Annotated in this window: 18 protein-coding genes; 10 read left to right on the top strand and 8 right to left on the bottom strand. The window is 36.8% G+C overall.

The features are described 5' to 3' along the window. Nucleotides 1–99: 99 nt before the first annotated feature. Complete coding sequence (gene dapD / locus ACFINY_RS01710) at nt 100–948, top strand: 2,3,4,5-tetrahydropyridine-2,6-dicarboxylate N-succinyltransferase (protein ID WP_375611393.1); 849 nt, start codon at nt 100–102, stop codon at nt 946–948. Between the two features lie 574 nt (nt 949–1,522). On the opposite strand, the gene lepA is transcribed toward dapD, so the two are convergent. The 5 genes from lepA to dnaK all read right to left on the bottom strand — a co-directional run bounded on the left by lepA (nt 1,523) and on the right by dnaK (nt 11,549). Then, nucleotides 1,523–3,328: a translation elongation factor 4 gene (gene lepA / locus ACFINY_RS01705; protein ID WP_375611467.1), complete on the bottom strand. Its 1,806-nt coding sequence runs from the start codon at nt 3,326–3,328 to the stop codon at nt 1,523–1,525. Nucleotides 3,329–4,770: 1,442 nt separating this feature from the next. Then, a complete protein-coding gene (locus ACFINY_RS01700) occupies nt 4,771–5,685 on the bottom strand; it encodes a DMT family transporter (RefSeq protein ID WP_273790236.1) in 915 nt (304 codons plus the stop codon). A gap of 32 nt (nt 5,686–5,717) precedes the next feature. After that, nucleotides 5,718–6,623: an acetylglutamate kinase gene (argB, locus tag ACFINY_RS01695; RefSeq protein ID WP_375612884.1), complete on the bottom strand. Its 906-nt coding sequence runs from the start codon at nt 6,621–6,623 to the stop codon at nt 5,718–5,720. 1,732 nt (nt 6,624–8,355) lie between these two features. Next, entirely contained in the window at nt 8,356–9,498 is a 1,143-nt protein-coding gene (gene dnaJ / locus ACFINY_RS01690) for a molecular chaperone DnaJ (protein WP_375700776.1), read from the bottom strand. A 158-nt stretch (nt 9,499–9,656) separates the two neighbouring features. Then, nucleotides 9,657–11,549 (bottom strand): molecular chaperone DnaK, encoded by a 1,893-nt coding sequence (dnaK, locus tag ACFINY_RS01685; RefSeq protein WP_273790233.1) that lies wholly within the window; start codon nt 11,547–11,549, stop codon nt 9,657–9,659. A 959-nt stretch (nt 11,550–12,508) separates the two neighbouring features. On the opposite strand from dnaK, the gene ACFINY_RS01680 reads away from it, so the two are divergent. Next, nucleotides 12,509–13,063 (top strand): copper chaperone PCu(A)C, encoded by a 555-nt coding sequence (locus ACFINY_RS01680; protein WP_375611390.1) that lies wholly within the window; start codon nt 12,509–12,511, stop codon nt 13,061–13,063. Nucleotides 13,064–13,173: 110 nt separating this feature from the next. Here ACFINY_RS01680 and lysM read toward each other — a convergent pair whose 3' ends face one another. Next, nucleotides 13,174–13,629, bottom strand: a complete 456-nt coding sequence (gene lysM / locus ACFINY_RS01675; RefSeq protein ID WP_375611389.1) for a peptidoglycan-binding protein LysM — start codon at nt 13,627–13,629, stop codon at nt 13,174–13,176. A 386-nt stretch (nt 13,630–14,015) separates the two neighbouring features. Between lysM and ACFINY_RS01670 the strand changes: the two genes are divergently transcribed. The 6 genes from ACFINY_RS01670 (at nt 14,016) to thpR (ending at nt 19,063) form a co-directional block, all read left to right on the top strand. Then, nucleotides 14,016–14,738 (top strand): response regulator transcription factor, encoded by a 723-nt coding sequence (locus tag ACFINY_RS01670; protein WP_005774392.1) that lies wholly within the window; start codon nt 14,016–14,018, stop codon nt 14,736–14,738. Nucleotides 14,739–14,777: 39 nt separating this feature from the next. Further along, entirely contained in the window at nt 14,778–16,562 is a 1,785-nt protein-coding gene (locus ACFINY_RS01665) for a stimulus-sensing domain-containing protein (RefSeq protein WP_375700775.1), read from the top strand. 23 nt (nt 16,563–16,585) lie between these two features. After that, complete coding sequence (locus ACFINY_RS01660) at nt 16,586–17,050, top strand: HPr kinase/phosphatase C-terminal domain-containing protein (RefSeq protein WP_375611387.1); 465 nt, start codon at nt 16,586–16,588, stop codon at nt 17,048–17,050. Nucleotides 17,051–17,185: 135 nt separating this feature from the next. Next, nucleotides 17,186–17,584 carry a PTS sugar transporter subunit IIA gene (locus ACFINY_RS01655; RefSeq protein WP_375611386.1) on the top strand — a complete coding sequence of 133 codons (399 nt, stop codon included), beginning with the start codon at nt 17,186–17,188 and terminating at the stop codon, nt 17,582–17,584. 17 nt (nt 17,585–17,601) lie between these two features. After that, entirely contained in the window at nt 17,602–17,895 is a 294-nt protein-coding gene (locus ACFINY_RS01650; protein ID WP_012754483.1) for an HPr family phosphocarrier protein, read from the top strand. A gap of 628 nt (nt 17,896–18,523) precedes the next feature. Continuing rightward, on the top strand, nt 18,524–19,063 hold the full coding sequence (thpR, locus tag ACFINY_RS01645) for an RNA 2',3'-cyclic phosphodiesterase (RefSeq protein ID WP_375620860.1): 540 nt from the start codon (nt 18,524–18,526) through the stop codon (nt 19,061–19,063). A 106-nt stretch (nt 19,064–19,169) separates the two neighbouring features. Here thpR and grpE read toward each other — a convergent pair whose 3' ends face one another. Together grpE and hrcA are read right to left on the bottom strand one after the other, a co-directional pair. After that, nucleotides 19,170–19,832, bottom strand: coding sequence for a nucleotide exchange factor GrpE (grpE, locus tag ACFINY_RS01640; RefSeq protein WP_375620861.1), 663 nt, complete (start codon nt 19,830–19,832; stop codon nt 19,170–19,172). Between the two features lie 124 nt (nt 19,833–19,956). Beyond that, nucleotides 19,957–21,027, bottom strand: coding sequence for a heat-inducible transcriptional repressor HrcA (hrcA, locus tag ACFINY_RS01635; protein WP_375700774.1), 1,071 nt, complete (start codon nt 21,025–21,027; stop codon nt 19,957–19,959). A 365-nt stretch (nt 21,028–21,392) separates the two neighbouring features. On the opposite strand from hrcA, the gene rdgB reads away from it, so the two are divergent. Both rdgB and hemW read left to right on the top strand, forming a co-directional pair. Further along, the gene (gene rdgB, locus ACFINY_RS01630; protein WP_375700773.1) at nt 21,393–22,040 is read left to right on the top strand and encodes an RdgB/HAM1 family non-canonical purine NTP pyrophosphatase; all 648 of its coding nucleotides are present in this window, start codon (nt 21,393–21,395) and stop codon (nt 22,038–22,040) included. Beyond that, the gene (gene hemW, locus ACFINY_RS01625; protein ID WP_375700772.1) at nt 22,037–23,236 is read left to right on the top strand and encodes a radical SAM family heme chaperone HemW; all 1,200 of its coding nucleotides are present in this window, start codon (nt 22,037–22,039) and stop codon (nt 23,234–23,236) included. The genes rdgB and hemW overlap by 4 nt, the downstream gene beginning before the upstream one ends. Nucleotides 23,237–24,067: the final 831 nt, after the last annotated feature.

Genomic DNA, 24,067 nt, shown 5'->3' with positions numbered 1-24,067 from the left:
TCCTACTTCCTCATCGTTTTATTGACTGAACACATTTCTTCGCGTAGTTCATAGAGAATAAATCTTGAAGCTTTCAACTTGTTTAACGGAACTCTCGTCATGACCCATATCACACAACTTGAAATTATTATCGAACAAGCTTTTGACGATCGCGATTCTATCGATACTACCACAAAAGGCGAAATACGTGAGAGTGTTGAACATGCATTGAACCTTCTTGATAAAGGTGAAATCCGTGTTGCAGAACGACAAAAAAATGGACAATGGCATGTTCATCAATGGTTGAAAAAAGCGGTTTTACTCTCTTTTCGGCTTAATCCTATGCAAATTATTACTGGTGGAATCAATGGGACACATTGGTGGGATAAAGTTCCTTCAAAATTCTCTGGTTGGCAAGAGGCAGATTTTAAAAGTGCTGATTTCCGTTCCGTTCCTGGAGCCATTGTACGTCATTCTGCTTACATTGCACCCAATGTTATATTGATGCCATCCTTTGTCAATCTTGGTGCTTTTATCGATGAGGGCACAATGGTTGATACATGGACCACCGTTGGTTCTTGTGCACAAATTGGTAAACATGTCCATCTTTCTGGCGGTGTTGGTATTGGAGGTGTTTTAGAACCACTGCAAGCAAATCCAACAATCATTGAAGATCATTGCTTTATCGGTGCTCGCTCTGAAATTGTTGAAGGCTGTATTATCCGTGAAGGTGCTGTTTTGGGAATGGGAGTCTTTATTGGAAAATCAACAAAGATTATTGACCGTACAACAGGTGAAATTTTTATTGGTGAAGTACCAGCCTATTCAGTGGTTGTACCAGGTTCTCTCCCCGGAAAACCTTTACCAAATGGTGAAGCAGGCCCAAACCTTTATTGTGCTGTTATTGTAAAACGCGTTGATCAAAAAACACGAGAAAAAACATCTATTAATGATCTTTTACGTTCTTAGACACAAGATTAATTCATAATAATATTTCATCGTTTTTTAACTTGAATAATGACCTCGAATACAAGGATTCTCTCATTTCAAATCCTTTCATAGTGAATCAATCACTATCATTTCCTTGCTCGTTACAAACGCAGTTGGTATGTGGGTAAGAAACACTTCAAGAAAAGAGTGAAATACCTTTAATGAATTCTCTCAAGTGATAAGGACTGTCATAATATTTTGAGCTGAAAAAGAGTATGATAGGTGCGCTTTGCACCTTTCTGACGCGTAAAAGCGGTAATGCCAAATGGATTTTATATCATTCACAGTGTATTTTACGTTATATTTTTCATAGCCCCCGTTGTGAAATGGAGTTTGATGTATTGAGTGATGATTTACGAAAACGAGCACGCCAATATGCAACATAAATGTATTTTGTTTAAAGCATTCTGTTTTACGTGAGAAAGTGATACCATTATGCAATACACAAGAACATGAAGCACGACGCAATTCTATTTAAAAGTGTTCTTTAAACACCTGAACCAATCGACAAAAGCAAAAGCGCAATCAATGAGAGAAAATACCCCTTTTTTCATTATTTGTTCATTTTGAGCGCTTGAATAAATGCCGATTGTGGAATTTCTACTTTTCCAAATTGGCGCATCCGCTTTTTGCCTTCTTTTTGCTTTTCCAAAAGTTTGCGCTTACGCGTAACATCACCCCCGTAACATTTCGCTGTTACATCTTTACGCAAAGCACGAATCGTTTCGCGCGCTATAACTTTACCACCAATAGCCGCTTGAACTGGAATCTGAAACATATGCTGAGGAATAAGATCTTTCAGTTTTTCACACATTGAACGCCCGCGCTTTTCTGCAATCGTGCGGTGAACAAGCATCGATAATGCATCAATAGGCTCTCCATTCACCAAAATAGACATTTTAACTAAATCACCTTCTGCATAATCTGTCATTTGATAATCAAAAGAAGCATAACCCTTTGAAATCGATTTTAGCCGATCATAAAAATCAAAAACAACTTCATTCAGTGGTAAATCATACGTTACCATAGCACGGGTTCCAACATAGGACAAACCAACCTGTACCCCACGCCGCTCTTGGCATAGCTCTAAAATTGAACCAAGATAATTATCAGGAGTCATGATTGTCGCTCGAATCCATGGTTCTTCTATGGAAGAAATTTTAACCACATCAGGCATATCCGCTGGATTGTGCAACTCTTTAACAGAACCATCATTCATATTCATGCGATAAACAACTGAAGGTGCTGTCGCAATTAAATCCAAATTAAACTCACGCTCTAATCGCTCTTGAATAATTTCAAGATGCAGAAGTCCCAAAAAACCACAGCGAAAACCAAATCCCAAAGCCGCAGACGTTTCCATTTCAAAAGAAAAACTCGCATCATTTAAGCGTAATTTGCCCATGGCTGCACGCAAATCATCAAAATCAGCAGCATCAATTGGAAAAAGTCCACAAAAGACAACCGGTTGCGCCGGCTTAAAACCAGGCAAAGCATTTTCACAAGGACGACGCTCTTCAGTAATCGTATCCCCAACCCGTGTATCTGCTACCTCTTTGATAGAAGCAGTGATAAAACCAATCTCGCCTGGTCCTAATTCATCAACCTGTACCATTTTAGGTGTAAAAACCCCAACGCGCTCAACTGGATATTTTGCACCTGTACCCATCATACGAATGGTTTGGCCTTTTTTTAAAATACCATCTATCACCCGTACCAAAACAATGACACCAAGATATGCGTCATACCAGCTATCAACCAACATTGCTTTCAAGGGATTTGCAACATCGCCTGTATGTGGAGGTGGTAATTGTGCAACAATTGCCTCCAGAACATCAGGAACACCCAAACCTGTTTTTGCTGATATTTCTACTGCTTGAGATGTATCAATGCCTATCACATCTTCAATTTGTTCTTTAACACGCTCAGGTTCTGCTGCTGGAAGATCAACTTTATTGAGAACAACAACCAACTCATGGGAATTATCAATGGCTTGATAAACATTTGCTAACGTCTGCGCCTCTACGCCTTGGCTTGCATCCACCACCAACAGAGAACCTTCACAAGCTGCCAGTGAACGCGAAACCTCATAAGCAAAATCCACATGACCTGGTGTATCCATAAGATTTAAAATATAGGTTTCACCATTCTTTGCCTTATAGTGTAAACGTACCGTCTGTGCTTTAATAGTAATTCCACGTTCACGCTCAATATCCATGGAATCGAGTACTTGTTCTTTCATCTCACGTGTATCAAGCCCACCTGTTATTTGAATCAAACGATCAGCTAAAGTGGATTTGCCGTGATCAATATGCGCCACTATGGAAAAATTACGAATATAATTACGATCTATTGTCATATAAGGCGATTTAGCAAAGAATAATACAAAACGCAAAGACCAATTATGCTCCGGCTTCTATCAAAAGAATATAAACCTAAAAAGCTTCTCAAAACACAACTTTTTATAGCCTAAAAAATGAGGCTTTTGTTTGCTAAATTAAATCCAAGGGTGCTAAAATGATCCTTTCACATCTTATTTGATAACTCATATGCTGTAGTAAGCTAGCACCATCACACACTTTGCCAATCTCCAATATTGCGACGATCCTTTACACTTGAAAAAGTTTATAAGGGATATGCCTTTCTTGTACAGTCTTTACCCACATGCCCCCACCCACTTGTGATGTGTAAGAAAGTGATTTGGATTGATTTAACATGAAAATGATTTGAAGTGAGAAAGTTTTACAGTATTCAGGGTTCTAACTCAATGTGAATAATGATATATTATAATTATAAATCAATGTATTATCATATTTATATGATGGGCGTGTATATCATTTAGGCTTGCAATAAATTCGCAAGAAATGCTTTTTTATTTGTACGCAATAATCTTCTTTTTTAGCAATCTTATATAAGATAACATGAATATCGAGGGAGTTTCTTCTTAATTTTTAAAACTTTAGAAATAGGCTTTATTGAACAAAGTTTTTATGTCCTTTTTATACAACTCCTCCCTTCCTTCATTAAATATAAAACACACAAATCCTCTTCGATTCATTGGATAACGCATTGATTTATAATGATCGTTTATTGTTTTGCAATTTAAATTAAAGCTCTGAATATCGCGAGCTTCTCTCATTTTAAATCTTCTCATAATGAATCAATAAATTTTTTGCTCCCCCATTATAAAACAGAGCTAGTGTATGGATAAAAACGTTTAAGAAATGAGTAAAAATACCTCTCTCTTTCAAATGCCAAAAGCTATCGTAATATTGAGAACAGATAAAGAAAATGCTCGTGCCTTTTATTTTAAGTAAAATGATGATGCTCTGTGGTTTTTCTATACTTCATGCAAACCGTCAATGAATATGATGTATATTGAGAAAATTATCTTTTAAAAAACGCTTTAATGTACAACGTTATGGGGATACTTTGGGCGTTCTATTTTGCGTGAGAAGCGTAACTCTATTAAAGGACAAAAGAAATAACGTGCGACAGTGCGTAATTTTCATTATTCAAAAACATTACCGTAGATGTTTTTGAAAGTTGTTAAAGCCGAATTTAAAGATGAGCGTTAATTTTTACCTTTATATCACCTCATGCTTTGGCTCAATGAAGGTTGTCTGCCCGGTTCAGAAATCTGACAAACAGATAGAAGCATACTATTTCTCCACTTTGGCATGCAAAAGCTGGAATAATTTATAGAACTTCTTAATCATCTTAGTATTAAAAAAGCTCCAAAAATGAAAACTCTACAAGCAAAAATCTCATGTAATAAAATCATAATAAAAAAATGTATAGCTAATCAATTTTTTTAATTGCTTTATTTTTTTTACGCCATTGTGAAGGTTGTAATTCAGCCACAATTATCCCAATCAGAATAAGCAAACCGCCCAATAAAGCTAAGGGAGATAAATGTTCGCCAGCCAAACGCCCAACAATACCAGCCCATACCGGTTCACCTGCGTAAATGAGTGTCGCACGCGTAGGGGAAATAGACTTTTGTGCCCAATTCATAGCTAATTGAATGATGGCACTCATTAATGCCAATCCTATACCAATATTAAACCACACCCACGAAAATTCAGGGATGCTTTCACCCATCAAAGGCATACAAGCAAATGAAAAAAAACCACTAAAAAATAACTGAATAATGGTTACACGCCGACTATCAACCTTGTTCGCAAAAATTCCGATGAGTATGACTTCTCCAGCAATCGCTAAAGCGCCTAACAAAGTTAAAATTTCGCCTTTTGAAAAATCAAAATTTCCCGGCTTTTGTCCTGAAATAAATACAAGCCCAATAAAAGCGAAAATAATACCAATCCAACAAGCTAAACGGGGAGGTTTTTTAAAAACAATCCATTGCAAGATTGGAACCATCGGTACATAAAGCGCTGTGATAAAAGCTGACTGACTACTAATAATTGTTTGAAGTCCAGCTGCTTGAAAAGCATAACCAAAAAACATGGCTAAACCTATCGCCATCCCAGCGAAAACTTCATAAACAGTTATACCTTTTATAGAGCGCCAAAAAATTACCCCACATATAAGAGATGCAACAATAAAACGAAATCCAACAAAAAACAGAGGACCACTATAGCGTACCGCAATGTGAATGACTAAAAATGTAACGCCCCACAATATTGTCGCAGTAAATATTGCCAATTCTGGCTTACTTAATAAAGGATATTTAAACTGTTTTAGATTCACCATGAAAAACTTTCTCTTCCAATTTTCCCCACAATTTATGAAACAATAAGCGTTCCAACTCCCTGTTCGGTAAACAGCTCTAGTAAAACAGAATGAGGAGTTTTACCATTTAAAATGACAACACCTTCCACGCCATTTTGAAGGGCTTTTATACAAGTCTCTACTTTTGGAATCATGCCTCCTGAAATTGTCCCATTTTTAATAAATTTCTCAGCTTCAGCAACTGTCAATTCTTTTAAAAGTTTACCCTGTTTATCCAAAACACCAGGAACATCAGTGAGAAATAAAAGGCGTTTAGCCTCTAATGCACCAGCAATAGCTCCAGCAAAAATATCAGCATTGATATTATAAGTTTTACCATCGCGTCCTGGAGCTACAGGAGCAAGAACTGGTATCATTTCAGAAGATGCTAAAAGATCTAGCAATGTGCGGTCAACTTCAACAGGCTCACCAACAAACCCCAAATCTAAAACACGTTCAATATGCGAATCAGGATCAATGACAGTTTTATAAGCCTTTTCGGCAAAAACCATATTGCCATCCTTGCCGCATAATCCTATTGCCCATTCACCCTCAGCATTGATGAGAGCAACAATTTCTTTATTTATGGAACCCGCTAAAACCATTTCAACCACTTCAACGATCCGCTCATCGGTTACCCGTAGTCCGTTTTCAAATCGTGATTCAATCCCCATTTTCATTAAAATTTCAGCAATTTGAGGACCACCACCATGAACAACAACAGGATTAATCCCCGATTGCTTTAATAGAGCAATATCACGCGCAAATGCTCGCCCCAAAGCAGGATCACCCATAGCATGGCCGCCATATTTTACCACGACCGTTTCATTTTCATATTTTTGCATATAAGGTAAAGCAGACGATAAAAATGCTGCTTGTTTTTCCAAAACATCTACATCACCGTTTTTAGCATCATCCATCAATAGAGCCTCCTCATCACTTTTTACCATCTCTTAATGAAATTTAGGAAAAGTGAAAACAATAAAACCAAACTTTACTCTATCCACCCCCTCCCCTGAAAACCGTCAATTTTCCTCTAAATTACGAAAAAGGAATAGCAAAATGAAATACAAAAAACTTCCTTTAAAAATTGACAGCGAAAAATTAAACAAAATAGACGTAAAAAAATGTCATTATTTTATGATCTTATATATAAAATTGAAAAGCAAAATTTTGAAGCTAAGCCGTACATTCAACTCATTAGTTTATCCCTACGGATACTTAACAATGAATGGGAATATATACAACCATTGATTTTATAAGATAAAAATAAAGTTTCTTATAATAATAAAATTAACATATTCCCAAGATTAAGAAATCACTCAACCGCTTTATAGCTTATCTCAATAAACTATAACTTTGGTTTTAAAAATTTGACTTTTTCTCAATCATAAAACATGAGGAAATGTCAACTGAACGCTCCTTATGGAGAATCATAATAAGTTGATTTATAATAATAATTTATCTTTTTATATCGTAAAATCGAAAAAAGGCTTTGCAACATTATCCATATATTGTGATAGCTCTTCAAAAGCATCTTCGTAAAAGCATTTAATTGTTTAGATTACTCTCTTCGTAAGATTTGATAAAATTTCTCATTTTCATGATCTGTCATTAAGTTTTTCTTTTTGCATAGCAATACATGCTTGAATTATTCAATGTTTTTTAGAATTGTTAATTCTTTTAATGTATTATTTTAATTATGTTATTTTATGAAAAAAGATTCATTTCGTATACTTCTCTTTCCATATCACTAACAATTTCAATAATATGTCGTGCTGTTTTCTAAGCATATTGTGCTATTTTTTTATTGTATTTATTTTTTCTTTTTAAAGGTAACTTCCTCTATCTTCCCACCAACTTTTTATTATGCCAATAAATTCAATTAAGTGAATTCCATCGAATCTGTTTCCCCACAAGAGAGATACATCGAATACCTCAAAAAGTGTTTTGTTATGTCTTCTTTAGCATTAAACACACATTATCTCATTCCACAATTTCTTTGGAACAAAATAAACTTGATTATAGCGTTTTTTATTATCTGGAAGAAGTATTTATGACATCAGAAATACAAAACTAAATCCGCATCTAAAAAGACATGATTACGGCTAAAAGCTAAGATGAGGCATGTAAAAGCTATTCCAAATAAAATAACCCTTATTTTAAAGGAAGCAGTGATTAAAACTATGAAAAATGCCAAAAATAAAATCGGTTATAAGAAGTTGATACTTTATTTGAAAAAGATGGATTGCCTAACAGCTTATTTAGCGTTTCTTGGCAAGCTGCTACCTATTTTACAGTTTTATTATAGAGCCTTTAAAAAGAAATTTTGAGTGAAAAATAAACACCAAAAATACTGAATGCATAAAGGCAGTTATCATCACACTGGCAATATTTATTATCAATCACTCAATTGCGTTCTTATATGGATAAGCCCTTTTTAAAATGTCATAGACACTCAAAAATAAGACTTATCCATAAAACTCATGAAATATAAAAACTATCAGCAGCAGGAGTTTATCCTAAATTAGCTGTCTCTCTCTTTTCTTTTCAAGAAAAAATGCTTTTCAAAGATAATGAGACAATAGAAAGCTTAATGAAAATAACTTTCCCACAGTTCTCTCTAATTATTCTGAGAACATTCACATAATTTTAACCAGAAATATTTTCAAAAAATTCTTTCATACGTGAAAAAAAACCATGTGATTGCGGTGAATTTTCATGATTTGAGAGCTTTTCAAATTTTTGCAACAATTCACGTTGTTCTTGCGTTAATTTCTGCGGTGTCTCAATCGTGATATGGATGTAAAGATCACCCCTTGCTTGCTGACGGCGCAATATGGGCATACCTTTGCCTCTAAGGCGGAATTGACGTCCATTTTGTGTCCCTTCTGGAATCTTAACGCGTGCTTTAACACCATCAAGGTCGGAAACTTCAAACTCTCCTCCTAAAGCAGCTGTTACCATTGAAATAGGAACGCGACAGTGAAGATCTGCTCCTTCTCGCTGAAAAAACTCATGCGGTTTAATGGAAAGGAAAATATAAAGATCACCATTGGGGCCACCACGAATACCAGCATCACCCTCACCAGAAAGGCGAATACGCGTTCCATCTTCAATACCAGCTGGAACATTTACGCTTAATGAACGTTTTTTCTCTATACGCCGTGTCCCCTGACATTTGGGGCATGGATCCGTAATAGTTTCACCACGTCCATGACATGTAGGACATGTCCGCTCAATAGAAAAGAAACCCTGTGCAGCACGCACACGACCAGATCCATGACATGTTCCACAAACTTGCGGCTTAGAGCCTTTTCTCGCTCCTGATCCTTCACAAACATCACACGTGACGGAACTGGGAATATTAATTTCTGCAGTTTTTCCTGAAAATGCCTCTTCTAAAGTCACTTCCATATTATAACTCAAATCTGCACCACGTTCGCGACTATCACCACGCTTACGGTGTGTCCCTCCCATAATCTCACCAAAAAAGTCTTCGAAAATATCCGCAAATCCACCACCAGCAGCAAAACCGCCAAAGGGATTTGCTCCCCCTTGACCACCGCTATTTTCAAAGGCCGCATGGCCAAATCGATCATAAGCAGCACGCTTCTGAGGATCTTTAAGAACTTCATAGGCTTCGCCAATTTCTTTGAATTTTCGCTCTGCCTCTTTATCCCCCGCGTTGCGATCAGGATGATATTGCATTGCCAACTTACGAAAAGCAGATTTCAACTTTTTATCATCACATTCGCGAGTCACGCCAAGAATTTCATAATAGTCAACCTTCATCATGTATTCCTGATAATTTTTCTGTCATCCATCTTTATGGATAATATTGCTTTTAATTTATATTTTTAGCAACAAAGTTGCAACTTATCTCAAATAATAAAGCCCAGCCTTATATTTCAAAGGCCGGGTTTATAAATTAATCAACACATATGCTGACACTATTTCTTCTTATCATTAACTTCTTCAAAATCAGCATCAACAACATCATCATTCTTTGCCTCTGTTTCAGTGTCAGCGCTCGCTGCTTGTGAGGCTTCGTACATAGCCTGTCCAAGTTTCATACTGACTTCTGCTAATTTTTGCATCTTTGTTGTTACTTCTTCCGTATCACTGCCTTCAAGCGCAGATTTCAAATCAGATATTGCTGTTTCAATCTGTCCCTTTTCTTCAGCTGATACTTTATCGCCATATTCATTGAGCGACTTTTCAGTTGAATGAATAAGAGCCTCCGCTTGATTTCTAGCTTCAACACCTTCACGGCGTTTTTTATCCTCAGCCGCGTGCTCTTCTGCATCCTTTACCATTTTTTCAATATCAGCATCACTTAAACCACCTGATGCCTGAATACGAATTTGATGCTCTTTACCTGTTCCCTTATCTTTGGCCGAAACATTAACAATACCATTCGCATCAATATCAAAAGTAACTTCAATTTGAGGTATACCACGTGGGGCTGGAGGAATACCAACAAGATCAAATTGAGCCAATAACTTATTATCACTTGCCATTTCCCGTTCACCTTGGAAAACACGAATCGTCACAGCACTCTGGTTATCATCAGCTGTCGAAAAAACTTGCGATTTTTTCGTCGGGATAGTGGTATTGCGCTCAATAAGGCGTGTGAAAACCCCACCCAAGGTTTCAATACCCAAAGATAAAGGTGTTACATCTAGCAACAACACATCTTTGACATCGCCTTGCAATACACCTCCTTGGATGGCAGCACCCATTGCAACCACTTCATCAGGATTAACGCCTTTGTGTGGATCCTTACCAAAGAAGCTCTGCACAACTTGCTGAATCTTGGGCATACGTGTCATTCCACCCACTAAAACAACTTCGTCAATCTCACCGGCCTTTAATCCAGCATCTTTCAACGCAGCTTTACAAGGTTCAATGGTACGCTGCACTAAATCGTCAACGAGAGATTCAAATTTTGCCCGAGTCAATTTCATTGTTAAGTGCTTGGGACCTGATTGATCTGCCGTGATAAATGGTAAATTGATTTCTGTTTGCTGTGACGAAGAAAGCTCAATTTTTGCTTTTTCTGCCGCTTCTTTTAAGCGCTGTAAAGCGAGTTTATCATTTTTCAGATCAATTCCTTGTTCTTTTTTGAATTCATCGGCAAAATAACCGACCAAGCGCATGTCAAAGTCTTCACCCCCTAAAAACGTATCCCCATTGGTTGACTTAACTTCAAAAACGCCATCTCCAATTTCAAGGACTGAAATATCAAATGTACCACCACCAAGGTCGTAAACAGCAATTGTTTTTCCGTCCTTTTTGTCCAAACCATAAGCTAAAGCAGCAGCAGTTGGCTCATTAATAATCCGTAAAACTTCAAGTCCAGCAATTTTACCTGCGTCTTTCGTGGCTTGACGTTGCGCATCATTAAAATAAGCAGGAACCGTAATAACGGCTTGTTCAACTTTTTCACCAAGATAAGATTCTGCTGTTTCCTTCATCTTTTGCAAAATCATAGCTGAAATTTGCGACGGAGAATATTTCTTTCCCGCTTCTTCAACCCATGCATCACCATTGTCACCTTTAACAATTTTATAAGGCACAAGTGCTTTATCTTTTTCAACCATAGGGTCATCAAAACGGCGCCCTATCAAACGTTTAACTGCAAAAACTGTCCCTTCAGGATTTGTCACCGCTTGCCGTTTAGCAGGCTGCCCAACAAGCCGCTCCCCCCCATCAGTAAAGGCAACAACGGAAGGTGTTGTTCGCGCTCCTTCTGAGTTTTCAATAACTTTTGCGTTTTTGCCATCCATAACAGCCACACAAGAGTTCGTTGTCCCCAAATCAATACCAATTACTTTTGCCATATTATAATCTCCATTCAGCAAGCTACCTCAACCTTCATAAAGCATCTTTTTAAGATAGCTCCTCATAACACCTAAAGCCCGTATATTGCTTCAAGCAACATAAATAATAATAAACTGCAAGTCGCAACAAGCCTTGCTGCCTCGTATATAAGAACAGGCTTTTATTGCTACAAGAGAATAATGAGAGAAACATCTCCAAAATAAAAAATTTATTTTAAAATAGGCACTCTAATGACCCATAAATACCATATTTATGAGAGACTTGAGAGCATAATATATTTTTCTTGCAATTCTCAAAAAATATATCTTTCTATAAAAATTAAAAAATAAAAGAATGATTGCACTCTCGCTCTTGATCTTCTCATCATTGATAAAATCATACTCACGTAAAAGCTTTTTAAAAGGCGAATAATTTATATCACAAATATTATAAATTTTCCTTGGACTAAAATAGTCATCATATCTAATGCTCATATCAGTAAAGGTATTATCTATCGATCTCCTTTCAAAAATTCTCCTTCTAACGGTCTCATTGTTTGCGGCTATTTGAAATCTGTGCTTTAAATTCATCTAAAGCGTTTTTTCTTAACTGTATAATTTTGAACTTTGAAAATATATAAAAATACCTCTGTATAAACGCTTTAAAATGCCAAGAGCTGTCATAATATTAAAATTGGTAAAGTAGTTGATGATTGTTCTGTATTATATCTTCATTAAGTAAAATAGTAGTGCATCATAGATTTTATACCATTTGCAAATACTATTTATGAGATGAACACGGAAGCGTTAAGAGGTGTGTTGTCATTGTAAATCTTACTGTCTTCTTTTAAATTTCAAGAATTCTATGATTTTTATATTCAAATCAATTTCATTTTAGCATTTCTTTCTTTTATTTTAAATAAAAGCTCTGCTAAAATAAAAATATTCAAAGTGTGAATCTTATGAAGGAGGGTAAATCAATGATGACATCTATTATTAAAAAAATAACAAATCTCATCTTTAAGAATATAATACATACACAATATCCATACAAAAAGGTTATCATAAATATCGTGTGTGCTCTTCTCTTTGCTGGTATAACCTTGCCAGCAGGTGCTCAGCAATATAAACTTGGCGACATAGAAATTCTCAATCCTTGGACACGCGAAACACCTAGAGGTATAAGAGTTGGTAGCGGTTATCTCTACATTATTAATCACAGTAATACCCCAGACCGTTTGGTTTCTATTTCCACAAACGGAGTAAAAACAACAGAGATACACTCTATGGCTGTCGTTAATGATATTATGAAAATGGAAAAAATGCACAATGGCATTGAAATTCCGGGAAATGGCGAAATCACGCTTAAGCCTGGCGGTGATCATATTATGTTCATGGGGCTTTCACAACCATTTAAGTTAGGTGATAAAATTAGCGCAAAATTAACATTTGAGAAAGCAGGAACCATTGATGTTGATTTCTCTGTAAACGCTATGAAAGTACCATCACCTTCTAAATCCTCTCCTGTTCACTAAGCTCCTTTTATTATAAATACACACTTTATAAAATGAAGAAGCGTGAAATTTTTTACGCTTCTTTATTTTTTGTTTAATGCCATCAGTAAAAAATTATCCCCTTTGATGAATTAACTATGGTCAATTTCAGGAATACGTAAAACTTGTCCAGGATAAATTTTATCGGGAGATTTTAGCATTGGCTTATTGGCTTCAAAAATAAATGTGTTTTTATTACCTTGCCCTTTTCCATAAACCTCTTCAGCAATTTTCCAAAGATTATCACCAGATTTAACCTCATAAAAGCGAGAAGTTTTTCTAGGCGTTGTATCTATAACCTTTAATTGATTAACATCTACAGAAGAGATACCTTGTGAATTGCCAACAACCAGCAGTGCTTTTTCAAGTGTTTCCCTATCTGGAACTTCACCGCTTAAAATAGCTTTACCGTCTTCAACTTGAATATTGACTTTTTCTGTACCGAGTTGAAAATGATCAAATGCTCTCTTAAAATCCTTTTCTTTTGGTTCATGGTCCCCAATACCTAACTTTTCCCCTACAGTTTTAATAAAATTAAAAAATCCCATTACGACCTCCTTTCGTGTAGCAGAAACAAATTTTTGTGCATATATTGCCACATTCTTTTCTTTGCTCTTAAAACACATAGGCAGATTTTCTAAACTTCAACAATCAAAACTACATCTGTTCAATTATGAGACAAATACAATAATAAACTTTGTAATAAACCTTGATAAAAAAAGCCTTTATAAAAATTTTCTCTCAAATGAAGGGATCTTAATAGACGTAGAAACATTATAAATTATGAAAGCAAAACAAGATTTTACAGTAATGACAAAAGGTTTTTTACTTTGCTACAATTTGTATCATATTTGTTTTGCAAAAAAAATATGAACTCCCATATAAATAAGTGTGGGTAATTTGCTACCACAGCAATAGAAAGGTCTAAGAAACCATGAAAGATACACCAACAATCACACAAACGATTGTACTTGTTGATGATGATCGCAATATTTTGACATCTTTATCTTTTGCGCTTGAGACAGAAGGATATCGGGTTGAAAGCTATACAGATGGAGCATCTGCACTCAAGGGTCTCACACTTCACCCTCCACACTTAGCTATTTTTGATATTAAAATGCCCCGAATGGATGGGATGGAACTTTTGCGTCGTTTGCGTCAAAAATCTGATCTTCCAGTTATTTTTCTTACCTCTAAAGATGATGAAATTGATGAATTATTTGGTCTCAAAATGGGAGCTGATGATTTTATTACTAAACCTTTCTCCCAACGTCTTCTTATTGAACGCGTGAAAGCTATTTTACGCCGTTCTAATGCACGTAACCAACCGCTTTCTACAGGAACTTCTTCCACCTCTTCTCTCAAACGTGGAGATCTTGTGATGGATCAAGAACGCCACACCTGTACATGGAAAGATAAACCTGTTATTTTAACCGTTACGGAATTTTTGATTCTGCAAACCTTAGCACAAAGACCAGGAGTTGTAAAAAGTCGTGATGCTTTAATGGATGCTGCTTATAGTGATCAAGTCTACGTAGATGATCGCACCATTGATAGTCACATTAAACGTCTGCGTAAAAAGTTTAAACAAGTGGATGATGATTTTGCAATGATTGAAACACTTTATGGTGTAGGTTATCGTTTCCACGAGGTATAAAACTACTTTGTCGCAAAAATTTGAATGGCAATCAAATCGATGACAGACAATTCTCAACTGGAAACTTTACAAAAAACAACCATTAATGGTACATCCTCAACGCCATTTCTTATGTTCGCTCGTTTGCATCTTCGAACACAACGTCTCTTTAGACAATTGCTTTTTTCCAGCCTCACACGTCGCATTGTTATATTAAACATTGCTGCTCTTGCCGTTTTAGTTACAGGCATTTTATACCTTAACCAATTTCGCGATGGTTTAATTGAAGCAAAAATCAAAAGTTTATGTACCCAAGGAAAAATTATTGCTGGGGCTATTGCTGCTTCTGCAACAGTAGATACAAATTCTATCCTCATTGACCCTCAAAAACTCTTAGAGTTACAGACTGGTGAAAGCGTTACACCCGCTCCTCAATCAACCGATTCTTGGGATTTTCCTATTAACCCTGAGCAAGTTGCCCCTCTTTTACGGCGTCTTATTACACCTAAAACGACAAGAGCACGTATCTATGATCGTGATGCTACTCTCCTTCTTGATTCGCGCGTTCTTTATTCTAGTGGAGAAGTTTTTAGTTATGATTTACCCCCACTTAAAACAGAACAAAACATGTGGGATCGCCTTACTTCATGGTATTCAAGCGCATTTTATGGCAAAGGTATTGCTCTTGACAGAGAACAAACAAAAACCAGTGGTATTGCTTATCCAGAAGTGTACCGCGCATTAAACGGATCTCTTGCTACGGCTAAAAGACGCAACAGACAAGGGCAATTAATTGTTTCTGTTGCCGTTCCTGTTCAACGCTATCGCGCAGTGGTTGGAGCTCTTCTTCTTTCAACCACTGGTTCCGATATTGATAACATTGTAAAAGGCGAAAGACTGGTTATCTTTAAAGTTTTTGCCGTTGTAGGTAGCGTACTTTTGGTTCTTTCTCTCTTTTTGGCCCATACGATTGCCCATCCATTAAGTAAATTATCTGCCTCGGCTAATCGAGTGCGTAATGGCAATAATCAGCGTGTAGAAATTCCTGATTTTTCAATGCGTGAAGATGAAATTGGTCACCTTTCAACTTCTATTCGTGATATGACCAATGCCCTTTATATGCGTATTGAAGCCATTGAACGTTTTGCTGCTGATGTAAGCCACGAATTAAAAAATCCTCTCACCTCCCTACGCAGTGCTGTTGAAACGCTCCCTCTGGCTAAAAATGAAGAAGCACAAGAAAAATTGCTGGAAATTATTCAACATGATGTGCGCCGCCTTGATCGGTTGATTACAGATATTTCTGATGCATCGCGACTCGATGCAGAGCTTGCACGAGAAACCGCAGAGATTGTTGATATGACACCGCTTTTGGAAAGTCTTGTTCATGCTGTTCAGGAAGTGTATCGTAATACGCAAACTATTGATATAAGCCTTAATATTGTCCCACGTCCTCATGGAAAAGCTTATCTTGTATTGGGACATGAACTTCGTTTAGGACAAGTGATTTCAAATCTTCTTGAAAATGCGCGTTCTTTTATTCCTCGGAATCGTGGCAAAATTTGCATTACTATGAAAAGCCATGCTTCAACCCTTATTTTAACCATTGAAGATAATGGCCCAGGTATTCGTTCAGAAAATATTGAACGCATTTTTGAACGTTTTTACACAGATCGACCAAATGAAGATGCTTTTGGACAAAACTCTGGACTTGGCCTTTCTATTAGTCGGCAAATCATAGAGGCTCATAATGGGACAATTACAGCCGAAAATATTATTGATCCTACACTTGGGAAGTGTAAAACTGGTGCACGTTTTACTATTATGCTTCCGCTTGCTAAATAAATCTTTTATCCAAAGTAAAAAACATGAAAACAAAATGTGAAATACTCCACGCAAATTGCCTTCAACTAGGCGGCAAGGGGCTGTTAATTATAGGTCCATCCGGATCAGGAAAATCAACCATCACCCTTTCTTTGCTTGACCGCGCTGAGTGGTCAAAACGTGAAGCGAAGCTTATCAGTGATGATTATACAATGTTGCGTGCGGAAAATGGAAAGCTTCACGGATACACTCCTGATAATTTAGAGGGCGGCATCGAGATTCGTGGCGTTGGTCTTTATATGATAGAATTTGAAAAGCACACAACTATCGATTGTGTTATTTTTCTCGGTCCGGAATATGAACGTTTTTCCACAAATAAAACTTTTCAATTTGAAAATTTGCACATTCCTCTTTTAAAACTTCCCTCTCTTCGTGAAGCCGATTGTACAGCCATTTGTCAAGCTATTGAAGCATTTTTGTTTAGAAAAATATGGCAAAAATCTGTCTAATTTTTTCTAAAGATAAAAAAATCACAATTTTTGCCTTTTTTTTGCAAATTTTTCTTGGCAGCAAGATAAAGCCTTGTACAATGTCTTTCCCACCAACTATGGTTGGGTCTTATTAGTTAACAGGAGTTTGCGTAAATGATTGGACTCGTGCTTGTAACGCACGGTGAGCTGGCTGTCGAATTTTTACATGCCGTGGAACATGTTGTTGGAGTACAAGAAAAGTTCGCAACAATATGCGTTTATCCCGATGACGATATAGATCAGCGCCGAGGTGATATTATAGCCGCAGTAACCGATACAGATACGGATCATGGCGTCATCATATTAACAGATGTGTTCGGTGGAACACCATCAAATATAGCTATTCCTGCTATTGAAAAAGGACGCGTTGAAATGATTGCGGGTGTTAATTTGCCCATGCTTATTAAACTGATTTCTATTCGCAAATGTCCTGATATTTCATTATCAGACGCGTTAAGAATAGCACAAGAAGCAGGGCGTAAATATATTAATGTACCAAGTATGATTTTATAGCGGATAATAAAATACCAATGTTTTCCAAAGATACCCTCCCATGTATAAGTCGTCATTTCAATATCTGTAATAAACGTGGGTTGCATGCACGTGCTTCTGCAAAATTTGTACAAACTGTTGACAATTTTAATGTTACTGTTGAAGTTGAAAAGGACGGGAAAATTGTTGGCGGATCATCAATTATGGGACTTATGATGCTAGCGGCTTCATCCGGTTGCAACCTCACCATTCGTGTTTCAGGACCAGAAGCAACAGATGCTCTTAATGCTCTTGAAAAGCTCATCAATAACAACTTTGGAGAGGAAAACTAGTGCTTTTTCATCATAAACAAAGATGATAATTCTTAGAAAATAGGAACTTTCCATCATTATTTTGAATTTTAATTTCTCTTCCCGCTTTTATACCAATATTCATATCCATTATAGATTGGCATAATTATCATAAATGTAAAAGCTTATAGTAATTTTGTTATGCTCGATTTTTTTCTTCCTTTCCTAACATTATTTGACCAATTTGAATAGTTTTGCGTATTATGGCTATTCCCCGACTTAATCATATAATTAAATTTTTACAGAAAAGAGAACTCTTTACCTTGTATTAAAGTATGCTTTATTTTAGGCTAAAGATAAATGTCAAAATAATTTCGCACATCAAAAATCTATCAACTTTTCTTATTTTCTGCTAACTTTGTAGCCTTTATAATACACAAGTAATCTTCCATTGCACATCATTGTGATACAGATCCTGAAAACGCAATTCTTATCAATATCATAACCATTTTCTTAAAACAAATAAGCTGTGTATATTCATAATTATGGTAAGCATTTTTTAAACATTATTTTTCTATACTATTGCCTTATGTTCTGTGGTAGACAACTCACTCTCGTTATCTATCATTGTGCTTGGAGTGGCATCTTTTCATTGTAAAGAGGTAATATTGTGGGTCGTCTATTTAGTGCCCTTCAAATTCCTCAACAAACAACACAACAACTTGTGTCGTTGCAAAGTGGCTTACCAAATACGCAGTGGATTAATTCGCAAAATTTTCATGTCACCTTATCTTTTTTTGGCAAAGTTGAAAGTTCTACCGCAGATATACTTATGCACGCCTTTGACACAATAAAGCTCTCTCCTTTTATGCTACAAATAGATGGTTTTGATATTTTTGGTTCAGAAAATACTGCCCCCTCTCTTGTTATTCGCATTAAACCTTGTAAAGCTCTCAATCTTCTACACGAAAAGATGCAATCTATCCGTAGCCATTTAGGTCTAACACCTGATGAAAGAGAATTTACTCCACATATTACTATTGCGCGACTGCTTGATACTAAACCTGAAGACCTTGTTCCTTATCTGTTCTTTCGAAGGAATTTTTCATTTCCTCCTTTTGAGGTTGATCATTTTGTTTTATTTTCATCGCCATTTCCCTCAAGCGATGCCGTGTATGTTGTAAAAGGAAATTGGCCACTTCAAAAATAAAAGGGTGTTTGTCACACCCTTTAAAAACTCTTTGAGAAAAGACCCTATATATATGAAACTGCAGGGAATACTGCATTTTACGATAGAGGTTTGTTATTGATGTGTTTTAAGCCGAATCATCTTCAACAGAAGTTTCTTTTGCTCCTCCTTTGGCTACACCCACTATAGCTGGACGTAACACCCTTTCCCCGATAATATAACCTGCCTGAACCACTTGTTGAACAGTATTATCTGGAACATCAGCATTGGGAATTTCAAACATCGCTTGATGAAAGTGAGGATCAAATTTTTGCCCCTCTGGATGAATTTTTTGCACCCCATGACGTTCTAATGCTGCCATCATGGCACGTTCAGTCATTTCAACGCCTTCTGCCAATGATTTCAAACCAGCATCACTCTCCCGTGCACCTTCTGGAATAGCTTCCAAAGCACGATTGAGATTGTCAGAAACCGATAACATATCCCGTGCAAAATTAGCAATGGAATAAGCTCTTGCATCCGCCACATCTCGCATAGTACGGCGTCGAAGATTTTCCATATCTGCAACAAGACGTAAAAGCTGATCTTTCAGTTCTTTATTTTCATCCTGCAAAGACGCTAAAAGATCACTAACCTCATTGCTTTCTGTTTCAACGACTTCGTGTTCCTCTGTTTTATGTGTTTTTAAAAATTCATCGGCTGCCTGTTTAAGTGTATTACGATCAGCTGGATTTTTTAAATCACAATTTTCAAATGAAGCGTCAGTAAATTTGTTTTTTTCATCAGACATAAAAATTTTATTCCTTCATAAGATTCGTTATTCTCGATATCGAAATTCTACAGACAAAAATCAAGGGGTATCGATGTATATAATACAATGAGCTTTTATAGTACAAATACTTACTTGCATCGTTTTAACGCAATAACTGTGACACAAGTTGAGCTGTATAATCAACCATGGGCACGATCCTTGCATAATTAAGCCGTGTAGGACCAATAACACCTAAAGCACCAATGACTCTTTGTTGTGAATCACGATAAGGTGCTACAACTAAAGAAGAACCAGAAAGTGAAAATAACTTATTTTCTGAACCAATAAAAATTCTAACCCCAGAACCTTCATCCGTTAAATCGAGAAGTTGTGCCATACTTTCACGCGTTTCAAGATCATCAAACAAATGGCGTAATCGTTCTAAATCTTCTTCTGCTTTCACATCTTCAAGTAAATTGCTACGCCCGCGAACAATGAGGTGTATTTTATGATCAGCACCTTCTCCTCCCCAAAGAGCTAATCCCGTTTCAACAAGATGATGCGATAAATCATCAAGTGCAGCCCGTGTTTCTGCGCATAAGCGGGCAATTTCCCCTTTAGCTTCACTCAATGTACGCCCTTGGATATGGGCATTGAGAAAATTCGTTGCTTCCGTCAATTGTGCATGAGTAACCCCTTCCGGTAAATGAACAATACGATTTTCAACTTCACCTTGTTGAGTCACCAAAACGGCAAGAGCATGCTCCCTATCAAGGCGCACAAATTCAATATGTTTCAATGTTCCTTCTTGTTTTGTTGCTAAAACAAGCCCTGCCCCACGTGAAAGATCTGAAAGAACTCGGCTTGCTTGAACAAGAAAATGTTCAATCGATTGTGCATGACCAGCCTCTTTGACTTGCATTTCAATATTTTCTCGCTCTTCGTTTGGCAAATCACCCGCTTCCATAAATGCATCAACAAAAAAGCGTAAACCTGATTGTGTTGGCATTCGACCCGCAGAAACATGTGGTGCATAAATCAAACCGAGATGTTCAAGATCACTCATCACATTGCGAATCGTCGCAGGCGATAATGTCTGTTGTAAAAGCCGCGAAAGATTACGTGATCCTACAGGTTCACCATCATTAAGATAAGCTTCAACAATATGGCGAAAAATATCACGCGAACGTTCATCAAGATATTTTAGTTCATTATCAATAGTTTTGTGCTTCATCACAATTGTTTCACTACTTTTAAAATCCTCATCTCTTATATAAGTTTTGCCAAGGTTTGGTCAAATAGTCTAAAGTAGTATAAAAACATATTATCCTATTGAGCTGTAAAATGCTACCTTTCAGAGTAATGCTTGATAAATTACGCAGGAAATATTTTTGTTAGAGTGTGTGAGAAATATTTAAGATTAAGAATTGATCTGTAAAGTGGTCTGCTGTAGGGACTTGTCAAGAAAATCTAGCTTGATTAAAAACCGCTGTAAATAGAAAATTTCACCCTTTAGAGCAAGCAGAATGTGTGTGTATGAGCATTTAAACCGTTTTTTAGCACAAAAATAATTCCCCTTTCATTTTTGGAGAAATCTATATGAGAAGCATAGCAGATAAAAAACTTGTCATTGCTACACATAACACCGGAAAATTGCATGAAATCACTACTTTAATTACGCCTTTCGGTTTAATAATACAATCGGCAAAAGAACTGGGCTTGCCAGAACCAAAAGAAACGGGAAAAACATTTGAAGAAAATGCTTATATTAAAGCTTTTTCAGCAGCAAAAAAAACAGGACTTCCTGCCCTCTCTGATGATTCAGGCTTAGAAGTAGATGCATTGGAGGGTGCGCCAGGCGTTTATACCGCTGATTGGGCAATTCAAGCCGATGGTACACGTAATTTTCCAAAAGCTATGAAAAAAATAGAAAATGAACTCCAAAAAGTCGGAGCACGAGAAAAAAGTCAACGGAAATGCCGTTTTATATCCGTCATTTGCATTGCATGGCCTGATGCTCATGCAGATTACTTCCGCGGATGCGTTGAAGGAACGTTCATTTGGCCTCCACGGGGAGATAAAGGCTTTGGTTTTGATCCTATTTTTTTACCCGATGGATGTGAAACTACCTTTGGAGAAATGTCAACAGAGCAAAAACACAACTGGAAACGTAATGATATTCCCCCTCTTTCACATCGCGCACGTGCTTTCAAACTTTTGGCAGAAAACCTTTTAGCATTCTCATGAATGAACCTTTTGGCATTTACATTCATTGGCCCTTTTGTGTAGCTAAATGTCCTTATTGTGACTTTAATTCGCATGTTCGCATCCATGGTGTTGATCAACCACGTTTTGTCACCGCCTTTAAGCGCGAAATAGAAACGCAATACCACAAAATAGGCCCACGCCATATTACAAGTATTTTTATTGGTGGAGGAACCCCTTCCCTTATGGAGCCGCAAACTGTCGATGCCCTATTGCAAGCACTTGCAAAAAAATGGGTAGTCGATGATAAAGTTGAAATTACATTAGAAGCTAATCCATCCAGTGTGGAAGCAGAACGCTTTCGTGGATACCGTGCGGCAGGTGTTAATCGCTTATCTCTAGGGATACAAGCGCTCAATGATAAAGTATTGCGCAAACTTGGCCGACTCCATAATGTGGAACAAGCTCTTTGCGCTATTACTTTAGCACGGCAAATTTTTCCACGTTTATCTTTTGATCTCATTTATGCCCGCCCCGAACAAACCCTTGAACAATGGAAATCTGAACTTGTACAAGCAATTGATTTAGCAGCGGACCATCTTTCTCTTTATCAATTGACGATCGAAGAAGGAACCGCCTTTAAACGCCTTCATGATGCAGGAAGACTTATCCTTCCCCCATCAGAGCTAGCAGCAGATCTGTATCATCTTACTCAAGAAATAACGGCACTACATGGACTTCCTGCCTATGAAATCTCAAACCATGCAATGCCCGGTGCCGAATCAGCACACAATCTTCTTTATTGGCGTTATCACCAATATGCAGGCTTTGGTCCAGGAGCACATGGACGTTTCATTGAGCATACACCGAATCATTCCTCTTTCTGTTCAAAAACATTGTCATCACACCTTGAAAACCGCGAACGTTATGTCACAATAAATGAAAAGCATCCCGAACAGTGGCTTAATTTGGTAGAAACAACAGGACATGGCTGTATTGAAACGGAACATTTAACCACTGAACAACAGGCAAATGAAATGCTCCTTATGGGATTACGCCTTTGCGAAGGCTTAGAACTTATACGCTATGAAACCTTAAGTCCCAAACGCATCCCTATGGAAAAACTGATCGAGTTACAACACCAAGAATTGATAGAAATGGTCGATAACCAACGCTTAAAAGCAACAGCCAAAGGACGTATTGTTCTTGATCACATCATCAGCCAACTCGCAAATTAAAGTTTTTATAACAACATACTTATTTTAATCATAATTATCATTTTTCATAGCAAGGTGAGACTAGAATATTGTGAGATTCTCTCATTTCAAAACTATTTATAGCAAGTTAGTTATCGCCATTTGCTTACACCTTAAAAATAGAGAAGCATGTGGATAAAAACCATAAAAAAGGAGTAAAAAGGCCTCTTATGAACACTCTTAAGTGCTAAAAGCTATTGCAATATTTTGAGCTAGAAAGTGTATGGTGCTCTAACTTTATTTTTCATAAACATAAAGATGGGGAGGCATTATAGATTTTATATTACAACATTCATAAGCACCGTAGTAGCACAAATGTGACAAACATTGAGAAAATTTCTTTAAAACAAGTACGTGAATGCATAATACGATAATGTATTTTTTCTTTATGAAATCGTGCCACCATTAAAAGAACCAGAGAAATAAACATGAAACCATGCATCAATTTCTGATTATTTAAAAAGATATTACTCTAGATAATTTTGAAAACCGTAAAGCTGAATAAAAGAGAAAGTAAAAAAGAACGCTGATTTTCACCTTTATACCTTTATATTTCCCCTCAATCAGGTTGTGGTTGTATGTCTGTTTCAGAGATTATAAAAAATAGATATACACAATGCTTTTATCCTATTCTGGCATGTAAAAGCTGTTATCGCAAAAAATACTGAACCAATATTTATTTGAGATACGCAGCCGTATGATCGGTATTAATTTATAGGTAACAGCAACATCATGAGCTTTACTAAACAAATAATGCACTCAAATGACAAATATACTAAATATGAATCGGTATTGCTTTGTTAGCGAGTGAAA

Source organism: Bartonella sp. AA23NXGY, from assembly GCF_042197165.1.
In the GTDB taxonomy this organism is placed as follows: domain Bacteria; phylum Pseudomonadota; class Alphaproteobacteria; order Rhizobiales; family Rhizobiaceae; genus Bartonella.
This window is presented reverse-complemented; position numbering and strand designations above follow the sequence as displayed.